This window comes from Corallococcus silvisoli, from assembly GCF_009909145.1.
GTDB lineage: Bacteria > Myxococcota > Myxococcia > Myxococcales > Myxococcaceae > Corallococcus > Corallococcus silvisoli.
On the sequence record NZ_JAAAPJ010000051.1, the window covers coordinates 1 to 1702 of the forward strand.

The 1702-nt window shown below is 67.7% G+C and carries 1 protein-coding gene; it reads left to right on the forward strand.

Annotation, left to right across the window (positions count from 1 at the left end):
- On the forward strand, positions 1-1702 hold a 1702-nt coding region (locus GTY96_RS37000; protein ID WP_161667168.1), incomplete at both ends, for a condensation domain-containing protein.

The window sequence follows — 1702 nt, forward strand, 5'->3', positions numbered from 1 at the left end:
TCCATCGGGAGGCCCATCGCGGGGACGCGGGTGTACGTGCTGGACGGGGCGCTACAGCCGGTGCCGGAGGGAGTGCCGGGAGAGCTGTACATCGGCGGAGAGGGAGTGACGCGAGGGTACCTGGGGAGGGCGGAGCTGACGGCGGAGCGCTTCGTGCCGGAGGTGCACGGAGGAGTAGCCGGGGCGCGGATGTACCGGACGGGGGACCGGGTGAGGTGGAAGGGGGAGGGGCGGCTGGAATACGTCAACCGGGCGGACACGCAGGTGAAGGTGCGCGGGTACCGGATTGAGTTGGGCGAAATCGAAGCGGTGCTGAGGCAGCAGGAGGAGGTGCGGGACGCGGCGGTGGTGGTGAGGGGAGAGGGGGCGGAGGCGAGGTTGGTGGGGTACGTGGTGGCGAAGGTGGGGGAGGTGGTGGAGGGGGGAGCGCTGCGAGAGCGGCTGAGGGAGAAGCTGCCGGAGTACATGGTGCCGCCGGTGGTGAAGGTGTTGGAGGCGATGCCGCTGACGCCGAATGGGAAGGTGGACCGCAAGGCGTTGCCGGAGGTGGAGGCGGGGGCGGTGGCGTCGAAGGAATACGAGGCGCCGAGAAACAAGGTGGAGGGGGCGCTGGCGGGAATCTGGGCGGAAGTGCTGCGGGTGCCGCGAGTGGGAGTGAAGGACAGCTTCTTCGAGCTGGGAGGGCACTCGCTGATGGCGATGCGAGTGGTGTCTCGGGTGCGCGAGGAGCTGGGCGTCGAGCTGCCGCTGCGCGCGCTCTTCGAGGCCACCACGGTGGAAGCGCTCGCGCGGCGGATGGAGGAGTCCACCCGTTCGAAGATGACGCCCTTGGTCCGGGGGCCTGGGGATGTGCAGCGCCCGCTATCGTTCGCGCAGCAGCGGCTGTGGTTCATCGACCAACTGGAGCCGGACAGCCCGGTGTACAACGTTCCGGTCGCGGTACGGCTGATCGGTACTCTGCGCAGGGACGTGTTGGAGCAGGTCCTGCGTGAAGTCTCTCGCCGTCACGAGGCGCTGCGGACGACCTTCGCGCAGGAGCAGGACCACGCACTCCAGATCATCCACCAGGATGCGGAACTGCCGTTGGAGGAGGTGGATCTCCAGTCGATGGAGACCGCCGGGAGGCAACAGGAAGCAAGCTATCGGGTCGAACAGGAAGTCCTGAAGCCGTTCGACTTGCGGCACGGACCGCTGGCCCGAGCGCTCCTGGTGAAGTTGAGCGAACAGGAGCACATGCTCGCGATCACGATGCACCACATCGTGTCGGATGGCTGGTCGGTGGGCGTGCTGGTGCGTGAAGTGAGCGCGCTGTACGCGGCCTTCGCCGAAGGACGTCCGTCACCGTTGCCAGAGCTTCCGGTGCAGTACGCGGACTACGCGAAGTGGCAGCAACAGACGTTGCAGGGAGAGGTGCTGCGGCGAGAGGTGGATCACTGGAAGCAGAAGCTTTCGGGTGCGCCGCCCGTGCTCGAGTTGCCCACGGATCGTCCGCGTCCCGCGGTGCGAGGCAACGCGGGCGCGGTGCAGCGCTTCGTCTGGTCACGGGAACTCGAACAGGCGTTGCGTAGGTTGGCCCAACAGGAAGGCGCGTCGCTGTACATGGTGTTGCTGGCGGGGTGGCAGGCGTTGCTGTCGCGCTACTCGGGGCAGGGCGACATCAGCGTGGGTTCGCCCATCGCGGGCCGCACGAGAGCGGAGGTGG